Raw genomic sequence first — 20,653 nt, 5'->3', positions numbered from 1 at the left:
GAATCCCGCATGAACAGAAAGCTCGCCCTTTCCATCCTCTCGCTTTTCCTGCTGGTTCCCGCACTGGCGACCCTGTATTTCAGGACGCAGGCAGTCAAGGCGGAGCAGGACAGCCTGGGCAATCTTCTCAGCATCGTCCAGATCAAGAAAGACGACCTGCGAAGCTGGTTGCGCGAGAGGCAAGGTGACAGCGAAATCTTCAGCCAGTCACAGAACATCAGGGCGCGTGTCACCGATTTCATGCAGGAACCCGCCAACCCCGAGCATGGGAAGATTTTGCTTTCACGCCTGGAATTGATGCGCCAGGCCTACGAATACGCGGGCGCTGTCCTGGTCGACCGCGGATTCAGGCCCCTGCTGGTGGCTGGCGACTTCGAGGGGATATCCGCGGAGCTGGCGGCAAGCCTCGGGGAAGCGTTGGCGCGCCGCGCCGTCCTGCGCACGGCGCTTTACCGGGAGTCCAGCGGCAAGACTTTCATCGACTGGGTCGCGCCCATATACCCGGATGGACAGGACAATGCGGAGCCCATCGCTGCCGTGATCCTGCGCGTTCGCGCCGAGCACCACCTGTTTCCCAGGGTGCAGTCCTGGCCCATGCCCAGCCGGACTGCAGAGGCCATGCTGTTGCGGCGCGAGGGGAACCAGGCACTGTATCTGACCGCGCCCCGATTCTCCGCGGCTGTTCCCCTGCTGCTGAACCGCGCCATCGTCGCCGACGCGGTGGAGAGCCTGCTGCAAAAGGAGCAGGCGAGTGGTGTGGGCACGGATCTCAAGCAGGATTACCGCGGCGCCGAGGTACTGTGTGCGTTTGTCCGGGTGGAGGGTACACCGTGGCTTCTGGTCGCCAAGATCGACCGATCCGAGGTGCTGGCCCCCGTTTGGCACACGCTGTACTGGATCAGTGGCGTTACCCTGCTCGCCGTGCTGCCCGTAGCCCTCGCCCTGGTCCGCGTATTCCGGCAACAGAGCCGGATACAGCAGCTCGAGATCGAGGCGCAGGCCGCCGCCGCTGCTCGGCGGGTGGAATCCCTGGGCAACAACATTCCCGGCGGTTTCGTTTACCGCTTTCGGATGTCCGCCTCGGGCCAGCGCAGCTTTGATTACGTGAGCGGCGGTATCGAGCCGCTTCTGGGATTCAAGCCGGACGCGGTATATGACGACGCCAGCCTGGTGCTGTCTCTGCTGGACGCGGAATCCTGGCGCCAGTACGAGGCGTCCGAGGCGCGCAGCGCAAAAGAGCTTTCCACCTATTCTCAGGAATTCCGGTTGGTCTTGAGCCAAGGCGAGGTTCTGTGGCTGCAGCTGAATTCCCAGCCAACCCGGGAGGCGGACGGCTCGGTGGTCTGGGACGGCATAGGCCTGGATGTCACCGCACGGAAACTGGGCGAACTGCGTGTCGAGCGGCTCAAGAATCTCTACCGTGACTTGGCGCGGATCGGCGAATCCGCGTTGCAGGCATCCAGCGCGCAGCAGCTATTGGATCAGTTGTGCCAGATCCCCGTGAGCAGCGGCCTGATGGCAATGGCCTGGGTCGGCGTGGAAGCAGCGGAGTCCGGACGTCTGGTTGTGGCTCACCGCGCCGGGTCGCCCGATTACTTTAAGGACGCCGCATCCCGCTCTGAAGAGGTCGTTCCGCAGGAAGGCCGAGAACTCGCGGAACGCGTGTGGCGTGAGCAGAGGCCGCGGGTGATCACGGAATGCGCGATCGGTCTGGAGGCGGCGAATACCGAGTCCTGGCGCTGCTGCGCCAGCTTTCCGCTGTGCAGGGCGGGGCAAATCCACGCCGTGTTCACCCTTTGCAGCAGTTGGGCCGACTTTTTCGATGAGCAGGTGCTCGCCATTCTGCAATCGGTGGTAAACGATGTCGGCTTTGCCCTGGACGCCTTGGACGCGCGCCATGCCCTGCAGCAGAACGAGGAATTGACGCGCCTGATCCTGAATTCCGCAAACAGCGGAATCTGCGGGTTGGACCTGCAGGGCGACGTCATTTTCGCCAATCCGGCTGCACTGCAGATGCTCGGTTACACGGAGGTTCAGTTCATCGGCCGGTCATTGCACCGCCAGGTTCATCATTCGCATGCCGACGGCAGTGAATTTCCGGACGAAGAGTGTCCCATCCGTGCGGCCTTCTCGGACGGGCAGGACCGCCATGTCGCCGGCGAAGTCTTCTGGCGCCGGGATGGAACGGCCTTCCCCGTGGAGTATTACACGCACCCCATCAACCGGGAGGGCCAAGTGCTGGGTTCGGTCGTCGTGTTTCAGGACGTCTCGGAGCGGGTGCAGGCGGAGCGGCAGATCCGGGAAGCGGCCGAGCGTATCAAGCTGCTGCTTGACTCAGCCAACTACGGCATCCTGGGCATGGATACCGATGGCCTAACCACCTTCGTCAACCGCGCCGCTTTGCGCATGCTGGGCTTCGAGGAGCATGAACTGATCGGGCAATGGTCGCACCCGCTGATACATCACCATTACCCCGACGGGGCGGAATATCCCCGTGAGAGCTGCTTCTTGTACCAGACCTACACCTCCGGACAAGTTCACCACATCGATGATGAGGTGCTCTGGCGCAAGGACGGATCGTCGTTCGAGGCCGAGTACGACTCCCATCCGATTTACCAGAACGGGCGCCTGGTTGGCTCGGTCATGGTGTTTCAGGATATCAGCGAACGGCGCAGGCTCGAGCGGGAGAGCCGCAGGCGCGAGGAGATCTTCCGCGCGATCGTTTCCCAGGCGCCGGATGCCATCACCCTGATGGACGCGGAAACGCTGGAATTTGTTGAATTCAACGATGCGGCCTGCACCGACCTGGAATACACCCGCGAGGAGTTCGGGAAACTGCGTCTGCCCGATATCCAGGGGGAATTCGACGAGGCGACCATACGGGCGCTGGTCGGCGGCTTCATCGAGGCCGGTTCGGGACATTTGGAAACCCTGCGGTACACCAAGAGCGGCCGCATGCTCAACGTGCTGGTCAGCCTGAAGGCCATCCGGCTGCAGGGCCGCGATTACTTGTCGCTGATCTGGACCGATATCACCGAGCGGGTGCAGATTGCGGAACAGCTGAGGGTCGAGCGCGAGCGCCTGCAGAACATCATCGATGGAACCCATGCGGGCACCTGGGAGTGGAACCTGGAAACCGGGGAGGCCATCTTCAACGAGCGCTGGGCTGAAATCTTCGGCTATCTGCTCAGCGATCTGGAACCATTCACAGTGGAGAGCTGGGAGCGCTTCGTGCATCCGGGCGATCTCGCGCGCGCCAACGCCCTGCTCGAGAGCCACCTGTCCGGTGCTTCGGAATACTACGAGTGCGATGTGCGCATGCGGCACAAGGACGGCCACTGGGTCTGGATCGCGGACCGCGGCCGGGTGACGCGGCGTGACGCGCAGGGCAGGCCGCTGATCATCAGCGGTACCCATCTCGACATCACCCAGCGCAAGGAGGCGGAACAGCAGGTCAGGGAGAGCGAGGAGCGCTTCCGCAGGCTGTTCGATGATTCCCGGCAGCCCTTGCTGCTCATGGAGGATGGTCGCTTCATCGACGCCAACCGGGCGACCCTGGATATGCTTGGCATGGATTCCTTGCAGGAGTTGGCAGGCATCACCCCGGCGGCTATTTCGCCGGAATTCCAGCCGGATGGCCTGCCCTCTTCGGAAAAGGCCCGGGAGGCGATCACCACCGCATTTCGCGAGGGCAGCCATCGCTTCGAATGGGAGCACCTGCGCAGGGATGGCACGCGCTTCCTCGCCGAGGTCATGCTCACGCCGATCGCGTTTGGCGAGAAAGTGCTGCTGCATGTGGTGTGGACCGATATCACCCAGCGCAAGCATCTGGAAGCGCAGATGAAGCAGTTCGAGGCCATCGTCACCTCATCGGATGATGCCATCATCAGCAAGAGCCTGGACGGAATCGTCGTCAGTTGGAACCCCGGTGCGGAACTCATGTACGGCTATAGCGCGGAGGACATGATCGGCAGCTCGATCACGCGCCTGTTGCCGCCCGACCGCCCCGACGAGGAGTACCAGATATTCGAGATGGTCAAGCGGGGCGAGAAGATCGAGCATTTCGAAACCCGCTGGGTGCACAAGGAGGGGAGAACGATCGATGTGTCCGTCACCATCTCGCCGATTCGCAACGATCAGGGCGAGGTGGTCGGGTCCTCGCAAATCGCGCGCGACATCACGGAACGCAAGAAATATGAAGCCGAGTTGGACAAGCTTTCGCTGACGGTTGAGCAGAGCGCCAATGTGGTCGTCATAACGAACCTGGATGCGGAAATCGAATATGTCAACGCTCGTTTCACCGCGTCCACCGGCTATGCGGCGGAAGAAGTGCTGGGCAGGAACTGCCGTTTCCTACAATCGGGCGCCACGCCGAGAGCCACCTACGATTCGCTCTGGGATGCGCTTCGCCGCGGCGAATCCTGGCATGGTGAGTTCGTCAACCGGCGCAAGGACGGATCCGAGTTTCACGAGTCCGCCCACATCACGCCCTTGCGCGACCGTCGTGGCAGGATTACCCATTACGTCGCCATCAAGGAGGACATTAGCGAGAAAAAGCGCACCGAGCAGGAACTGGAGCGCTACCGGGCGCATCTGGAGGAACTGGTGACAACCCGGACCGCCGAACTGGATAAGGCAAAACGGCAGGCGGAGGCAGCCAATCTGTCGAAGAGCACCTTCCTGGCCAATATGAGCCATGAGATCCGTACCCCCATGAATGCCATCATCGGCTTCGCGCATTTGCTCCGCGGGCAGGTGGATCTGCCAGAACAGAAGAGCAAGCTGGACAAGATCGTCGGGGCCGGTAATCACCTGCTGGGCATCATCAACGATATTCTCGACCTTTCCAAGATCGAGGCCGACAAGCTGACCCTCGAGGAAAGCACCTTCCTGGTTCCCGCCACCGTCGATCATGTCTGCAGCATGATGGCGGACAGGATCGCCGACAAGGGCTTGAGCTTCGAACTGGAAGTCGAGCCGCGGCTGAAGGACTTGCCGGTGGTGGGTGACCCCCTGCGCCTTGGCCAGATTCTGGTCAACTACGTGAGCAACGCCGTCAAGTTCACCGATCGCGGTGCGATCCGGCTGCGCGCCGGGGTGCTGAGCGAGAGCGAGCGTGAAGTTGTTCTGCGCTTCGAGGTGGAGGACACCGGCATCGGCATCGACGAAGGGCACCTGGAGAAACTGTTCGGCGCATTTGAACAGGCCGAGGCTTCGACCACCCGCAAATACGGGGGAACTGGCCTGGGTCTGGCAATCTCAAGAAAGCTGGCGAACATGATGGGGGGCGACACCGGCGTCTCAAGCACGTTGGGCGCGGGCAGTCTGTTCTGGTTCACGGCGGCCTTCAAGCGGGGGGCCTTCGCCGACATGCGGGCCGACGCCATGGCGGCCCGCCAGCCCGCGGCCAGGCTGCGCCAGAACGCGCGCATTCTTTTGGTCGAGGACAACCAGATCAACCAGGAAGTGGCGAAAGAGATCCTGGAAGGCTTCGGCCTGGTGGTGGAAATCGCCGGCCATGGAGGGGAAGCCTGCGAACGGGTTACCGAGCGCGAATACGATCTGATCCTGATGGATCTGCAGATGCCTTACATGGACGGGGTGGAAGCGACCCGGCGAATCCGGCAATTGCCCTCCGGCCGGCATATCCCCATTGTCGCCATGACAGCCAATGTCTTCGAAGAAGACCGAAGGCGCACCCTGGATGCGGGCATGAACGGGTTTGTGTCGAAGCCGGTGGAACCGGACCGCCTGGCCGTCACGCTGGCGCGTTGGATTCCGGACCTGACGGTCGAGGCACCCATGAACGGGACAGGCCAGCCGGCGAGTGCGGTGGATTTGGCCGGAAGCCCGGTGCTGGATATGGGCAAGGGCTTGGCGTACGTCCAGAACCACGCGACATACCAGCATCTGCTGACTCGCTTTGCCGAGGCTAACGCCCGGGACGCCCGGAGCATCGGCGACCTCCTGGCACGGGGCGAACGCCAGGAGGCGGAACGTGCCGCGCATACCCTCAAATCCCTGGCGTCGACCCTGGGCATGGAATCGATCGAGTGCTTGGCCGCCGACATCGAGCGACGCATCCACGACGGCGCCGACGCGATGGATATGGCCGATGCGCTGGACGCCTTGCAACAGGCGCTAGCGGAGGTGATTGATGCGATCGGGGCGATGCCCGCCGCGCCGGCCGAAACTCACGCAGCTTTGGACAGCCAGGTGCTCAGGGGATCGCTGCAGGAATTGCTCGAACTCCTGGAGTCAGGGGACATGAAGGCCTACACCCTGTGGCGTGAAGTGGCGCCTGCGTGTGTGCAAGGCTTGGGTGGCGATTGCGCCCTGCCTCTGGGGCACCAGATCGAGAGCTTCGATTTCCCGGGTGCCCAGGCCACGCTGCAGGCGATCCTTGCAATGCACCCTGAACTTTCCGGGTTGTCCCCGGAGGACGCACGGAGTGCAGTGGAGGCGATCGGCGGGGTTCCGATTTCACGTTGAGTCGGATTAGGTAAAAGCTGTTGAGGGAAAGCTTGCAGTAAGTCGCTGAATATGCTGGAATAAATTGGTGGGGTGAGAGGATTCGAACCTCCGGCCACTGCCTCTCGAATACAGTTCCTTTTCTGCAGAGTCTTTTTTTCAGTTGGTTACACAGCCTGAGCACGCTTGTGGGTGACTGAAAATGCCCAAACCATCCTCCAATTCCCTCCCGCATTTCACGTGAAATGAACGTGAAATCGAGTGTTATGGCTGAGAGAACGCTGGCATGTCAGCCGGTGTGTCCGAGGTATTGGAATCAGGATCTTATCTGCAACCAGACTCAGAAAACACCCTGATCATCGCAAGCAACTGGAGGTAGCCGTGTTTGCTTACAGAAACCGGAATCTTGAGAGAGCTGAGACATATCCACTCAGAGTCGGTGATGAGCAAAGCCGCTGAGAGCGAAACATCTCCGGCGAGTTCTTTCAGTCCCTCGGGGGCCCGGGTATCCCAGAGGATCTGCTCCGCCACATTGAGAGGGGCATATCAGCTACCAGAGAATGGATCCGTTGGTCTGTCACCGAACAAGTCGGAGACCGTCACCCCAAGCAGTTGCGCGATGGTCTTTCGCTGGCTGGGACTGCCCTCGACGAGTCCATGTTCAATCCGAGACAGTTGCGCTTGGTCGAGGCTTGCCATTTCTGCCAGTTGGGCCTGAGTAAGATTGCTGGCTTGACGGAAAGCGCAAATCCGCGCCCCAAATGTTTGAATGGGGCTAGGCATTATTTGTAGGGAGCGCGTGGCCGTTATCGGAAAAATGGAAACGTATGGTTTTCATTCTGTTTCTTTGAGATGTCCGCCAGCCTTGGGAGAAGCCCAATAAGAGCAATTAGAGAGACGCGCCGCACAAAGCAGCTTACTCAAAGGAAACTCAGTTTGGCTATTGGCCTGCAGCAGGCATCGATCAGCCGAATTGAGAATGGAAAAAAGGAAGTTAGGCTGTGGGATTTGCGTAGGATCGCCAAGGCGCTAGGTGTATCTCTTGGGGATGTAGTCGACGACTGACTTCCGTACTCGATTTTGGTCCGTTATCGCGCTCGGTCATGCTGAAGGAGTATTCCCGCCATGATGCAAGCTCTGCATAAGACAACGATCCTGCCGGTCACTTGGATGCGTTCCGAGGACGCCTGTTCTCAGATTTCCGCATGTCCCCCAGTCTTACGGCCAACATACGTAATCCGGCAGCTTCTCGGCCGGTTGCCCCCATTGATGACCATAGAGCATGGGGTGGCATCACCGCTTCCGGCCCGAGCCACCGCGCTGAATCAACGTTCAATCACCATTCCCCAGTGACGTCCCTGATCTGAAGTCCTGACTCTCGACTTCAACACCCGAGTGGGCGCTTGGTTGTTGAGGTAGAGGAGGGATTGGCATCCAGATTTTCGTTCATCTCGATCCTGCCTCGATGTATGGGAGGGAGTTCTATGTCCGAAAAATATTCGAAGGCTATGCCGAATGCGGATCGCTGTGTGCCTTTCCGTGCAATCGGTGGCGACTAGGGAGCGCATGCTCCATCGCCACGAAACACCCATCGCAATGAAGTACCTGCGTACCGGCAATCGCTGCGGGCATCAACCCGACAGCCCTCGCTGGTTCGATCCGCCAGCCCGCCATCGTCAGCATCCTCGAATTTTGCTCAAACTTGCGGAAAAAGTTCGAGGATATTACCAGCAGCCGGCAGCGACGATCCCCAGCTTGAACCTGGCCAATGGTTCGGAGCGCCAGCAGCGGAGCGAGCGCCGAGAAGCCTGCATTCAGCTTCTGGAGGCGATGATCCACTGCCTGGACTTGGTGACCCTTCATGTGGGCTTTGCGCGAACGGATGGATCTTTTCAAAACCTGACGTTGGATTTTCTTTCAAACTCTGCCCGACTTGGCGAGCGCCGTGCCGAGCGTGCCGTTGCGAATCTCGTGAAAGCCGGAATTATCTCGATCAAGCAGCGATATGAAAAGCAGGAAGACGGCAATTACCGGGGGCTCGCCGCCGTTCGAAGCGTCAGCCAGGATCTATTCGTCTGCCTTGGCCTGGGGGCCTGGCTTCGGCACGAGCGGAACAAGGCCAAAGCGCGCCAGAAAAAACGTGAGGATCAATGCGCAGGGTTGGGCAAATCCAAACTGACTCTATTTTTGGCAAGCGCGCTGCATGTTAGGCCAAGACGCTGCGAGGTCAAAGGCCAGCGAAACCGCACCGCACAATTGCGCGAACTCATGCTGGCCTACCCTGACCGACCCATTGAAGAACTGTTTTCGCTGCTTCGTGCCCCGCCCGAAAGCCTTCGGACCGAAACCGATATAAATCGCGTAACTCCGTATAAATGCAAGTAGGTCATCCGGTATGTCCTGCACACCCCTGCTTCAGAAAGTCGCCCCCCGTAAACTTTTCCCTGTTTCAGATTTCTAGCGGTTGGTTTCCCTAACAGCCGCAAAAGCAGGCAGGAACCGGCTGCGAGATCCTGGCACGCTGGATTAAGTGTCGGGCTCAAATGCGCCGGAGTGGCTGATCTGATTCATGCCTACCCGTATGTGTCGAAGGTAGCCGAGGTTAAGTGGCGGACCTTAATTTCAGAATCAATCTATCAGTTCGAGCGGCAGCAGCTGACATGCAGCCCCGCCACTATTGTGACCTCTGTCACATTTTTCTCCACAGACTCGATGAGACTTGATCGATAAGGAGCTCGGGTACTCTTACCCGGGGCGCCTAAAAAGTCCATCGAACGGTGGGATTCAAAATGAAAAGGTTGATGCTGTGCCTATCGATCTGGCTGGCGATCCATGTTCCCTTTGCACAATGCGGGACAGGAGCGCCGCCTGTAAATTACTTGAAGGCCGTCCGTGGCGCCTCGGTCGCACAAGCCTCCGATATCGTCAATACCCTAGAGGCCATTGCCCTAGACAATAACAATCTCGTCTGGAACGGTGACAAGACCTTGTTGAAGGTCGTTACCTGGAAGTCGCAAAGTTCCTACGAGCGTAATCTCCTGCCGTATTCTCAGACTTCAAGTAGCGAGAACTCCGTCGTTTGGGTCACTCTCGCGCCGACGCTTCAAAGATTCTGTCGTGACTTTCGCCGAGGACATCCACGTGCAACACGGGCGGGCCTCGATCTTCGTCTGAAGAAGCGGCTCGGAATGAATCCGAACTGGACCTATGACGTGTTTGTTGAAATGTGGGTCAGCCCTACCGACATCTTTCGACCCTGCGTCGATCCGGAGACCAGCGATTCACGCTGCAATGTGGATTTCGGCACCGATATCCCCGCCGTAAAGAACATCAAAGACTATCGCGCCTTCTACCAGAATCTTTACTTCAAGAGTTATCGCAACGCGCCAGGTGTTCCTTGGACAGGTCTCGGTTACACCTATGATTGGTCGTCGCCCCGCCGAAAGCAAGGGTTCAGTGAGTTCATCCTCTCGCCGAGCACACCCTACGTGATTGATCGGGCGGTGCCCACTTGGGACTACTGCGAGCCGTGAGCCGTGCTGCCCCTGACCGTCCCGACGACAGGGCATCACTCTTCTCGGCGCCTCATACTTTCATCGCAACGAAATTGGCCTGTGCGGTAGGCTTGACGCAAGAAGGGTAGAACATTCCGACTCCTGCGGCTGGCAGCAACCACCGGGTGGCTGCCGCCATCTTGGACTTGCCTCAGCCAGTTGGATCCTCGGCGATAGAGGTTCCTAAGGGGCGTGCATGAGCTTCGATTCCACCTCCCTCAAGTAACTGGCCGCCTCGCTGGCTGTCTGGATCTGATCAGCGCGCGCGAGGATCTCATCCTTTCGGCCTGGCTCCAGGGCTATTTCGCGCATGGCCGCAATTCGCACTGACATCGCAAACATGCTGTCAGCCGGATCCGCGGTTGCGACCTCGTCCTCAAAAGCATGCTTTGGTAGTTCAAAGGTTCCATGCCCTACAACACGACGGCGAGTCACCGTGCGCAGTGGCTTTGCGGGAGCATTTAAGTCACTGACAACGACGCCGGGCAGTTTCGCAGGCGTATCGGTGCGCGGCTCGGACAAGTGCGCCAGGTGTCCTACACCGCATATATTGGTCAGATTTCGACAATGCTGCAGCGTGGGTACATTAAACTGATCGCACACCGTTTTGATGACCGAGGAATGCTCAAGCAGACGGTGTTCGATCGTCCCCTTGGGGATGCGAGGTGACACTATGACGGCTGGGACGCGTGCGCCCAGTTGGTCGAATTTGAATCCATGCTTCCGGCCAGTTGAACCGGTGGGGTCGGCCGCAGGCGGCGCCACATGGTCGTAGAAGCCACCGTGTTCGTCATAGGTGATGATGAGCAGGCTCGATTCCCAAACCGGGGAATTGCGAATCGCCTCGTAGGTTGCCTTAATCAGCCACTCGCCCGCAGCCACGCTGCCGGAAGGATGCTGTGAGTTGCCATTGCCAAAATTGGCGTCGGCGGTGTCGAGAATGCCATCGAAATACTTTGGCTCGATGTGAATAAAGCTGGCGTCGAAATCCTCGTCTTGCAAGTCGTCAGCAAGATCATGGAACTCGCGGACATCGAAGGTGTTGCTGACGCCCTTGAGTTCGCCGGCTACCGGGAAGTGGTCACCTGCGTAGATTCGATATTTCACATCGGCAAGCTCCAATGCGTCGAAGATCGTGCCCCCGTCGAACTCCATGCCGCCCCAGTGGTTGGTGCTTGCTTCTATCAATTCTCTTGGCGTGGGCGATTCATCGAACTTGCCGGAAGTCGCCGCATGCAAGAAATAGCGGTTAGGCTCGGTCGGTCCGGGCATCGAGGAGAACCAGCGATCGCAGACGGCAAATTCCCGGGCAAGGGTCGTCAGAATCGGGAGATGATCCGGATCGAAGCAGCGCATGATTTCGCCGCTGCCGTCTCCATAGCCACTTCGGGCGAGGGAATAGATGAAGCCCGTATTGCTGATGTCCGGATAATTCGCGAACGGGCCGCAGAGCTGCTCGCGCGCTTCGGTGAAGCCGTGCCCTGGCGCCAGTGTCACATCGGGCGAGCCGCGGACCACAGGATATTTTTGCCCATGGTAGGTATTGAACTCGGAGCCTGTCAGGCCATCGGCGACGGTTGGGGTGCCCGTCGCGGCATCGGTGCCGGTCAGATTCGCAAAGCCCAGCATGTGATCGTAGGAGCGATTCTCCAGCATCAGCACGAATAGATGCTTGATGGTCGATTGTGGGCGGTGATCACGGATGACTTCCCGGCGCACGACAGTATCGACATTGGATGCCCGGCCAAAGTCAGCCAGCACGAATTTTGGCGACTGAAAGGTACCGTCTCCATTGCCGAGTGCGGCCCAGACGCCGGCGTTACCAAAGCCGACAATGTCGGGCTTACCGTCGCCATCGAAGTCGACCAGGCAGCGTGGATGGCCATCGCCAATCCAACCCTGTTCGACCCCGAAGTCAGCAAGTACGAATCTGGCGGCCTGGAACGTGCCATCGCCATTCCCCAATGCCGTCCAGACACCGGCGTCGCCGAACCCGACAATGTCGGCGCGGCCGTTGCCGGTCAGGTCAACGAGAAATCGTGGATGGCTTTCGACCCTCCAGCCCTGATTTGCGCCCATGTCCGCGAGAACAAACCGCTCGGCTTGGAATCCTCCATCCCCGGTTGCGCAGGCGGTCCAAACGCCGTCATTGCCAAAGCCAACCACGTCTGCCCGTCCGTCGCCGGTCAGATCAGCGAGAATTCGTGGGTGGTTTTCGACCCTCCAGCCTTGGTTGTAACCGAAATTGTTGAGCACATAGCGCGCAGACTGGAAGGTCCCGTCGCCGTTTCCTAATGCGGTCCAGATTCCGTCATCTCCAAAGCCGACAATATCTGCTCGCCTATCGCCTGTGACATCGGCTAGGAAGCGGGGATGCTTCGCCACACGCCAACCGGTGTTGAACGCCAGGTCGCCAGATACCAGCTGCGCTGGCTGGAAACTGCCATTCCCGATGCTGAGGGCGGTCCAGATTCCATCGTGGCCAAACCCTACGATCGAAGGTGTGCCCAAGCCTGTCAGATCGACCACATAGCGCGGAAACTCGGCACTCCAACCCTTGCTGTAGCACAGTTCATCGAGGAACAACTGGGCAGGGCTAAAGCTCCCGTCGCCGTTGCCAAGCGCCGTCCACACACCGTGATCACCGAAGCCGATCAGATCGGCGCGGCCATCCCCGGTCAGATCGAGCGCAAAGCGCGGATGATCGGCCACACGCCAGCCGGCATTGACTTCGAATGCCACGATCTGGAAAGCCGGAGTGCGGTATCCCGCTTCCCCCATATTGACGGAGGACCAAACGCCATCCGCACCGATGCCGATGAGGTCGGCACGGCCGTCACCATTCAGGTCAACACAGAATCGTGGAAACGACGGGGTCCAATGGTAGTTTGTTGCGCTCATATCAATCTCCTTCGAAATAGCTTTGACTGAAGGGAAGCGCCGGATGATTTGATCAGCGAGTCATGTTTTTCGCCTGATGAGCACCGTTTCAGGTGACCCTGGCAGAAGCCGGCTTTTCCCGAAGGCACAATGTGCGCTGGCAATGCCGACTAAACCAGGAAATAACCACCGGGACTATTTGCAAAAATACCCAAGCGTGGTTGGGCCGGAACTTGGATCGCCTATCGGCAGCTGGCCTCCCTTAGTTCATAAACAACTTCGTGCCGCGGTAATTTTACGAGCCTGACCACCACTCTATTAACCGATCCGTGTGATAACACATCACGGGATCCGTGTTCTTTGTTAACGGTTTCTTCGTTTCGACTGCCCTAGAGTGTCGCCAACGCAAAAGGCACACCCCTTTGCGCTCGGCAAGGGAATTCGATCAAACACGAAATGAGGAAATCTCACATGAACAACGGCAGATGGAATTTACGCACTGCGGTAATGGCTAGCTTGGCAACACTGGCAGTTGCATCGCCCGTTACCCAAGCGGCAGACGTCAAACTGTTTCTGCAAGCGCCTTTTGATTACGAGACCGGGGCGTTTAACCTGGATGATATTGAAACCTACAACAGCGGCCCGGTTTTCTCGAAGTCTTTCACGATTCCCTATGCTCAGCTGCAGGATGTTGTCACTCAGAAACTGCAGCAAAAGGTGAACAAGTCGGTCTCCGGGACCGTCGTCTGCACCGACCCCTGCCCCGACGTGAGCTACTCGGTGAATGTCACCAGTGACTTTGCCTTTACCCAGACGGGGCAGCCAACGCTGCAGCCTTTTGGCGATGCCACGGAAAACGGCGTAACGGTCAGCCTGGAGGGCGTACAAGCCAAGATCAATCTGAATATCGCGGTGCACGCGGAAACCTGGTTTGACTCCGGCGACGTGGACATTCCCATCGAGGTCCTGGTTGGCGCCCATGGCGTCTCCTCGGTCAAGATCTGGCCAAACCTGGCGGTCCCACAGGCCGCTGTGACGCTCACTCTCGACGGTTCCAACGTGAACATCACCGGGCTGAACGGGGAAGCCATCCAACTGGGCGTTGAACTGGGCTCCTTCATCGGACTGAGTCCGCTCGGCGTGGCGGTGGGTGGTCCCATCGGCGGCGCCATACTGGGCGCCATACTGGGAGACGCCGCGGCGGACGAGGCCGAGCGTCAGGTCAAGGCGATCGTGACCCACCGGCTTGAAACCTCGATCGCGACAGCCAACGACATGCTGGAATCGGAACTGACGAAGTACATCACACCCACCGTCGCCCAAGCCAATGCCTGGAAGGACCAATTGCTGAACAAGCCGCTGCCAGGCATTGGACAGTCCCTCAACAGCTTGAAACAGAACTGGGGCGTCGATTTGGATGTCCGGTCCTGGGTGGTCAACAACAGCCTGCGGACCGTCGCCAGCACGCGCTTCTCATCGACGCCCAACGGTGGAGCGACCTATGGTCGGGTGCGTCTGCCAAAAACCCAATGCGTCTATTCTGAAATCAACAACCGAATCATCGGTCACATCAAGCTGCCGATCGCAACCTCGGCGCACAACGAGGACCTCGCCGGCCAGGTGGGTGTCGATTGCAATCAAGTGCTCGGCAACCAAGCCTTGTCCGCCAATCTGTATCTCGGCGAGAGCCCCGAAGCGAAGCTGGCTTCGGGCAACCCCGCCAACGATCTGCCGCGCTGGACGCAGGCTGGCTTGCTGGCCTTTACTGGGACGCTGCAAGACAAGGGCAGCTATTACGAGTGCGCCTTCAACGTCAATGCGCTGCCGGCGGCGGGCATCACCGAGATGGCCGCCAACAACGACCTGGCGGCACGGCTTACGGAACTGTTCCCGGCGCAGAAGCGATCCATGCACGTACCGGTGGCCGGAACCACGCAAATCTTGAACAGCAAGTTACTGCCCTACGGACCCAGCGGTATCCTCATTGGCGGCAAAGGACCTGAGTCCACCGAGGACTGTCCCTCGGAGCACGAAGGCGGTACCGGGTGGCAGAAGAACTTTGATTTTGGCTCCAAGTTCGACCCGGAGACCTGTCCGCAATGCGGGTTCGATATCGGTATGGGTAAATTCAATGAAGTGATCTATGTGGCCAGAAATCCAGATGCATTTGCCGGGGTCTGGGCGTTCCCTGAGGTGCAGGGGAACAGCGGTGTGCTGGATTCGGTGGCTTTGAACCCTCAGCCGCTGCCTCCAAAGACCGATATCGGCTTGGGGCAAACGGTGACCGCGCCTATTTCAGGATTGCAGCTTTCGGGGCAGAAACTTAAGACGTTACAGCGGTTCTGAAAACGCGAGATGGCTCTGGTGCTAGAAACGTCCGCATCTTAATGGCGTGACGTTCCGCAACGGCACTGGACTGACAGCGATTCCGGGCCATGGATGGCCCAACCTTGCCTTGATTCTTAAGTATTCGAGGCAGACCGCTGTGTTCTAGATCTCCTTCGATCGGATAACATAGATAAAGCTCTTCGGGTCAAGACAATCTTTGCGGCCCTTCGCCGTTTCTGCCTGCGGGTACATGAAGTAACCCATCTCCGGGCCATGCGCTTCGGGTAGACGTACGTCATGCGCATAGTTGTAGGGCACCCAATTCATCTCCCAGCTACCAAATAGCTTGTCGCGCGCACGCTTAACCTTGGCATCGTCGAGCGCTAAGGGCGTATTCGGCGCGTTCTCCTCCAGCACTACCTTTCGCACATCCGCGGGATCCACGGGTACCCAACCGTAGCCGGTCAGAAACACTTCAGCGCGGCAATGCTGAGCGCCGGTGATATCATCCGCGCGGCCAAGACTTGTGAACTCGCTTGAATTCGCGATGCGGATGCCGTAAACATCCCGTGCGGGCAGTCCGGCGGCCCGGGCGAGCCCCACGTAAAGGGCATTCAAGTCAGCGCACTTACCTCCCAGATACCCGGTATGAAGCATCGTTTCAATATCGCCGGTACCACAGCCTTTGACCTTGGGATCTCGAAACGTGTTTTCGATGATCCAGTCGTAGATGGCCCGGGCCTTGTCGATGTCCTGCTTGTACGGAGCGGTGATGCGTCTTGAGGTGCTGGCCACGATGCCGTGGGTCTTGATCAGCTTGCTAGGCCTGCGGAAGTAATCGAGCGTTGCCTTGGTTTCGGTGACCGCGACGGATGGCCTTTTGTCCAGTCTAAGCTGACGGTCTTGGGTGGCAAAGCGGCTTTTGATTTCAAGCACAGGGGCTCCTTCACTCCCTGTCCATTGCGCGAACAACATGCCGGTTCCGAATGAGTCGTATCTCATCACCTTAGCCGACCGGTAATTGCCGGAGCAGGTATCGGGTTCGCGTTTGAAGTATCCAGTTTCTCGCATCAAGGGCAGCGGGACCCACGCACGGACAGCACCGGAAGGATCGAGAATATCGATCCTGACCGTGACCTCGTAAGTGCGCCATGGTTCTTGTTTCGTGCTGGCCAGGCAGTTCAAGCGCGGGAGTCCCGTCAAGACAATTCCCGATGTGGCTGCCAACCCGTGCTTGAGAAATGACCTGCGGTCCATGATGGGATCTCCGATGATAGGGGCTTATGGCCGGGAACATCATCATATCCGGCTGCGATAGACGGTTGAAGGGTAGCCTTGCCCGTATCCGGACCTCGATTCCCCAAGCGCTCATCGCGGCGGATTGCGCGGTCAGCCAATTTTACCGATGGGTCCTGGTTGTGCCCTTTGTAAACGCCGATTTGCCCACTCAGAGCGGTTTGCCCGAATTGACCTCAACGATGATCTTGCCCCGTGCCCGGCCGCTGCGACTTTTCTCGAACGCCGCGCTCAGCTCGCTCAAGGCAAATACGCTGTCGATGCATGTCCGTAGTCGGCGTTCCTTGGCAAAAGCTGCGAGTGCCTCCATGTCCTGTCCGGAGGGGTTGGCAAGGGTGAAGCGTATCCGCTGTTGAAGTCTGAATCGCGCTGCCAGTTTGCCAATCAGCAAATCGACGCTGGGTAACAGTGACACATAAGTGCCCTCTGGCGCCAGCAAGGGCCGCCAGTCGCGGGATGGGCGGTTAACCACCGCGTCGAAGATCACATCGAACGGGGACGTTACTTGGGGAAAGCCACCCGCGGTGTAGTCGAAAACCTCATCCGCTCCAAGCGCTCTTACCCAGTCCCCATTTCGTCCGCTGCAGATACCGGTTACGTGAGCGCCCAGAATTTTTCCAATCTGTACGGCGAAATGGCCAACGCCTCCCGAAGCGCCGATCACCAGCACGCGCTGCCCGGCGCACAATTGTCCGCCGTCGCGCAAACCTTGCAAGGCGGTCAGGCCAGCCAGGGGCATGCCCGCAGCGGAACGGAGATCGACGTTAGCCGGAATTCGTGCAACGAGGCTTTCGTCGACGGTAACAAACTCCGTCGCGGCTCCGACCGGTTGGAAGGGGAGCATGCCGAAGACCGGTTCACCCGGTTTGAAACTTTGAACCGCATCTCCGGTGGACGAGATGGTTCCGGCGAAATCAAAGCATGGTACTCGTGGAATGCGCGTGGACGGAATCCAGCGGAAAGGGTCGCTATGTAGTTTCCAGTCTACGGGATTCACCGAGGTTGCGGTGATCTCGACCAAGAGTTGCCTGGGTCTCGGCACTGGACGTTGAATTTCGGCCCAAGCGAGCTTTTGCCACGCGCCGTACCCTTTGAATTGCATGGCTTTCATCAAGACTCCTCAATGCGGCTGCGGCTTTTGCCTTTGCGCCCGGTTTAACGGTCTTCCCGATGCACTGGACGCAGCCGAGCCGAGATATTACCCTCCGGCGCATGGAAGACCAATTCGTCATTACCTGCCCTTACTGCGGAGAGACCGTCGAAATCTACCTGGAGCCGGATGTTGAAGGGAATTTTGTGCAGGATTGCGAGGTTTGCTGCAACCCGTGGGCGATCAGCGTGCGGAATGACGGAGAGGAGCGTGAAATCAAGATCGCAAGAACGGATGGTGGAGAATAGCCAGTGCTTCGCTCGCCGCCACTAAGGCCAGGATGCATTTTGAAGCACGACCCGGTAGCCGTCGGGATCTTTGAAAGTTACACCGCGTCGATCCCAATAGGGATTGTATGAAGCCACCGGCTCATGGCCTTGAGACCTCATTCGATCGATGGCTGCCTTCCATGCCTCAGAATCAGGCAAGTAAAAGACGATCAGGTCATCCAGGTTTGGAGCGCGGCCGAGTGTATGGCCGCGCTGATGGGTAAATTCGAAATGAATCTGCTCATCGGGATGGCCGAGCATCACTCCGTCGAAGCCTTCGTGATCTTCAAAGCCGCCCAGCACCTCCAAGTCCAGGCCGTCTCTATAAAAGCGGACCATGGCTTCAAGGTTGTCGGTGGCTCTGGCAATGCGGATTGGAGTCCCTTTCATCCTGGGAGTTCTCTGTCGGGTGGGCCTTTCAATTCAACAATATTCCCTTCCGGATCGGAAACGTAGATGGACGGCCCGTCGCCTTCAGCGCCATATCGCCGTTCCACCGGGCCGGGTTCGTAGCCGAGAGAAACGAGGTGCTGGCGTATGCCGGTTTCTTCGAAAGGCTCGATCCGCAGGCAGAAGTGATCGAGATTGCGGCCTTCCTTGCCCGGTGGCGCGCCACCGGATTTCCCCAATGCCCCGGCAATGGGTACCAGATCGATCAGGGCGTTTCCGGCTCGGAGTTGAATCAGGCCGATGTCGTCCCGACGGCGCTCCACAGTGCAGCCCAGGCCGTCGCAGTAGAAGCGCAGCATCGTCTCCACGTCGACGATGCGCAGGACGAGGTGATCAATTCCAAGGGGGCGTATCATGGCGAGGCCCTCGCCAGTAGATGGTGATCCGATCCAGATAGGTGCTTCAGTGGTATCCCGCGTAGACGCTGCTCTCCGTCTGGCTCGTCGGCCCACGGGGTAATCTCCTCGTTGCCCTTGAATCGGAAATCGGTCAAATGACCACTGACGACCTGATCGCAGCCTTTCTTCAGACCGGCGACTCCGACCCGAATTTCATCCCTTCGCTTGGGCAGTCTTTCGTTGAGTCTGAGCAGGCACTGCGCGTTGCGTTGTTGGATGCGCTGATGGCGGAAGTCCGGAACCGTGAGGCCAACACGACGCTGCCGTTTCTGGCTGATGCTCCGGACTTTGGCACCCTGATTCGGGGAAAGTTTGAACCGATGGCGCGTGGTTTGTCTACCCGTGTTGAGCAAGGCCCTGTCCTTGACTTACTGTACAGTTCCGTCGTCTTTCTTACCCCCAGCAATATCGAAACGGTGTTGCGAAATTCAAGGTGGCTGAGCACCACCTGGGAGTTGGCGTGCCTCTACCTATCGAGCATCGGGGCCGAACCGTTGTCCGATGAGGCGCCGGACATTGTCGGACTCAGCGAGGAGACCACCTGCTATGTGTCACTCGCGTATTTTCGTGCGGGAAATAAGTTCGACGACTTCGTAGTCCATGAGGCGGCTCATGTCTTTCACAACTGTAAGCGTGAGACCGCAGGGCTGCCTTGCACTCGGTGGTGCGACTGGTTGTTGGAGATCGAATTTTCGAAAAGAGAAACCTTCGCCTACGCCGTTGAGGCATACAGCCGGATCATTGCGCTAAGTCGGAGCCGGGAAGAACGTCGGGCGCTATTGGCCGAACTGAAGGCGATGCCCAAGCCGAACGATGATCGGGTAAACCACGCTGAATACCTCGTGATACTGTCGAAATATTCGGCGACCTGGGACTCTGCAAACTTTGTCCATGCAGATCATGATAAATTTTGAAATGGTGCCATCTCGTCTGGGGCGACATACCGAAATGCCTCTGCCACTATCCAATGGCGGGTAGATCGACTCATCAAGGATGCAGATAGGCATCGCCACCTAAACCGCTGCGCTCTGATTTTGATGCAAACCCAGTGATAGCAAGTGGACCTCCACGACGCCCCGCTATCGATCGCACGTCGGTATTAACATTGCTTTGAAGCCTTATCTCCTACACCAGCCAAAAGGAGCGAGACATGCTGGCAACAAAACGTTATGAATACTTGCCCATCGACCAGATAGAATTCCACCATACGCTCACCAATCACCGTGATTTGGATCGCGCGAAGGTTGCTCACCTCGAAAGAGACATACTCGCTAATGGTTTGTTCGAACCGTTGGTGGTGTGGGAGCGCACCGCCAAAGAATACTATTTGGTCGGTGGCTTTCATCGTATGGAAGCCATTCAGGGCATCCGCCGCGATAATCCAGGCTACTTCGACCGCGTCGACGTGCGTTTGGTTAGTGGCGATCCGGACGAGATCAAGGCGCTCAATCTCAAGCTGAATTCAGACCGGGTCGATACGCGCATCACGGATTATTTCCAGACGGTCATTTATCTCAACAACGCCAATTGGTCCAAAGTCCGCATTGCAGATTTTTTTGATAAAAGCGTTAGGGAAGCGCCGATTAATGGGAGTTTTTGACGTGCTTGGGCCGACTGCGCTCGGTTTGGTTCGTGGTCAGGCGTAAATTGGTCCGAAAGAGCGTTTTTGGGGGCAAATCCGCCCGTGGCTTGTGCCCCAACGGCGAACTGCGGGCGCACCTTACCTGTGACCTTAGGCCGCGCGCATGGCAAGCAGGTGGCGTCGAACCCGATAGACGTTGGTCAGCGCGAACAGCACTTGCCATTGATGGGTGTTCTTCTTCAGCCCACGATATCGGGTTTTCCGATGGCCAAACA

Annotated in this window: 14 protein-coding genes; 8 read left to right on the top strand and 6 right to left on the bottom strand. The window is 58.5% G+C overall.

Annotated features, from left to right (window positions below):
* Nucleotides 1–9 precede the first annotated feature (9 nt).
* Nucleotides 10–6,492, top strand: coding sequence for a PAS domain S-box protein (locus EK23_RS22075; RefSeq protein ID WP_052808331.1), 6,483 nt, complete (start codon nt 10–12; stop codon nt 6,490–6,492).
* A 525-nt stretch (nt 6,493–7,017) separates the two neighbouring features.
* Here EK23_RS22075 and EK23_RS24760 read toward each other — a convergent pair.
* A complete protein-coding gene (locus EK23_RS24760) occupies nt 7,018–7,254 on the bottom strand; it encodes a helix-turn-helix domain-containing protein (RefSeq protein ID WP_082054331.1) in 237 nt (78 codons plus the stop codon).
* A 69-nt stretch (nt 7,255–7,323) separates the two neighbouring features.
* Between EK23_RS24760 and EK23_RS24755 the strand changes: the two genes are divergently transcribed.
* From EK23_RS24755 to EK23_RS23435, 3 genes are all read left to right on the top strand, one after another.
* The gene (locus EK23_RS24755; RefSeq protein ID WP_082054330.1) at nt 7,324–7,536 is read left to right on the top strand and encodes a helix-turn-helix domain-containing protein; all 213 of its coding nucleotides are present in this window, start codon (nt 7,324–7,326) and stop codon (nt 7,534–7,536) included.
* Between the two features lie 531 nt (nt 7,537–8,067).
* Nucleotides 8,068–8,856 (top strand): hypothetical protein, encoded by a 789-nt coding sequence (locus EK23_RS18265; RefSeq protein WP_052808330.1) that lies wholly within the window; start codon nt 8,068–8,070, stop codon nt 8,854–8,856.
* Nucleotides 8,857–9,260: 404 nt separating this feature from the next.
* Nucleotides 9,261–10,004, top strand: a complete 744-nt coding sequence (locus tag EK23_RS23435) for a hypothetical protein (protein ID WP_145998730.1) — start codon at nt 9,261–9,263, stop codon at nt 10,002–10,004.
* A 204-nt stretch (nt 10,005–10,208) separates the two neighbouring features.
* Here the strand turns inward: EK23_RS23435 and EK23_RS24000 are convergent, their stop codons facing one another.
* Nucleotides 10,209–12,926, bottom strand: a complete 2,718-nt coding sequence (locus EK23_RS24000) for an alkaline phosphatase family protein (protein WP_052808328.1) — start codon at nt 12,924–12,926, stop codon at nt 10,209–10,211.
* A 450-nt stretch (nt 12,927–13,376) separates the two neighbouring features.
* Here EK23_RS24000 and EK23_RS18245 point away from each other — a divergent pair, with 450 nt between their 5' ends.
* Nucleotides 13,377–15,251, top strand: a complete 1,875-nt coding sequence (locus EK23_RS18245; protein WP_145998729.1) for a hypothetical protein — start codon at nt 13,377–13,379, stop codon at nt 15,249–15,251.
* Between the two features lie 144 nt (nt 15,252–15,395).
* On the opposite strand, the gene EK23_RS18240 is transcribed toward EK23_RS18245, so the two are convergent.
* A complete protein-coding gene (locus tag EK23_RS18240) occupies nt 15,396–16,490 on the bottom strand; it encodes a transglutaminase-like domain-containing protein (protein WP_045226838.1) in 1,095 nt (364 codons plus the stop codon).
* Nucleotides 16,491–16,680: 190 nt separating this feature from the next.
* The gene (locus tag EK23_RS18235; protein WP_045226837.1) at nt 16,681–17,640 is read right to left on the bottom strand and encodes an NAD(P)-dependent alcohol dehydrogenase; all 960 of its coding nucleotides are present in this window, start codon (nt 17,638–17,640) and stop codon (nt 16,681–16,683) included.
* Nucleotides 17,641–17,699: 59 nt separating this feature from the next.
* Here EK23_RS18235 and EK23_RS24750 point away from each other — a divergent pair, with 59 nt between their 5' ends.
* Nucleotides 17,700–17,927: a zinc ribbon domain-containing protein gene (locus EK23_RS24750; RefSeq protein WP_369112147.1), complete on the top strand. Its 228-nt coding sequence runs from the start codon at nt 17,700–17,702 to the stop codon at nt 17,925–17,927.
* Between the two features lie 21 nt (nt 17,928–17,948).
* Here EK23_RS24750 and EK23_RS18225 read toward each other — a convergent pair whose 3' ends face one another.
* Complete coding sequence (locus EK23_RS18225; RefSeq protein WP_045226835.1) at nt 17,949–18,338, bottom strand: VOC family protein; 390 nt, start codon at nt 18,336–18,338, stop codon at nt 17,949–17,951.
* Nucleotides 18,335–18,754 (bottom strand): VOC family protein, encoded by a 420-nt coding sequence (locus EK23_RS18220; protein ID WP_045226834.1) that lies wholly within the window; start codon nt 18,752–18,754, stop codon nt 18,335–18,337. Before EK23_RS18220 ends, EK23_RS18225 begins: the two co-directional genes overlap by 4 nt.
* 137 nt (nt 18,755–18,891) lie before the next feature.
* Here EK23_RS18220 and EK23_RS18215 point away from each other — a divergent pair, with 137 nt between their 5' ends.
* Complete coding sequence (locus EK23_RS18215) at nt 18,892–19,710, top strand: hypothetical protein (RefSeq protein ID WP_045226833.1); 819 nt, start codon at nt 18,892–18,894, stop codon at nt 19,708–19,710.
* Between the two features lie 236 nt (nt 19,711–19,946).
* Nucleotides 19,947–20,396, top strand: coding sequence for a ParB/RepB/Spo0J family partition protein (locus EK23_RS18210; RefSeq protein WP_235282197.1), 450 nt, complete (start codon nt 19,947–19,949; stop codon nt 20,394–20,396).
* Nucleotides 20,397–20,653: the final 257 nt, after the last annotated feature.

The organism is Methyloterricola oryzae (assembly GCF_000934725.1).
Lineage (GTDB): Bacteria > Pseudomonadota > Gammaproteobacteria > Methylococcales > Methylococcaceae > Methyloterricola > Methyloterricola oryzae.
This window is presented reverse-complemented; position numbering and strand designations above follow the sequence as displayed.